The following is a 401-nucleotide window of genomic DNA, read 5'->3' on the forward strand; positions in this document are numbered from 1 at the left end:
CCCGGCGTGGATGAGGACCCGCTGCCCAGCGCGCAAGCCGCCCAACTCGACCAACCCGATATAGGCGGTCGAAAAAGCCACCGGCACAGAGGCGGCCCGCGCAAACGACATCCCGGCGGGTATCGGCATCACCATGCGGTAATCGGTGACCGCCGTGGGGGCAAAGGCGTTGTTCGGGAACAAACCCATCACCGCGTCACCGGGCTGCAGGGTGTGCACATCCGGGGCAACCTCGAGGACCACCCCGGCAGCTTCCGCGCCCATACCCACATCGGAGATGGCGCCTACCGCTACCACCACATCGTGGAAGTTCAACCCCGCAGCACGGATCGCCACCCGAATCTGCCCGGCAGCCAACTCGATCGGCTCGGTGGGCACCAGCGCCAGATTCGACAAATCAC

1 protein-coding gene is annotated in these 401 nt (G+C 65.8%); it reads right to left on the bottom strand.

The features are described 5' to 3' along the window. On the bottom strand, positions 1 to 378 hold a 378-nt coding region (locus tag BST12_RS29625), incomplete at its 3' end, for an alcohol dehydrogenase catalytic domain-containing protein (protein WP_281254853.1). Positions 379 to 401: the final 23 nt, after the last annotated feature.

It is taken from the genome of Mycobacterium angelicum, from assembly GCF_002086155.1.
Lineage (GTDB): Bacteria > Actinomycetota > Actinomycetes > Mycobacteriales > Mycobacteriaceae > Mycobacterium > Mycobacterium angelicum.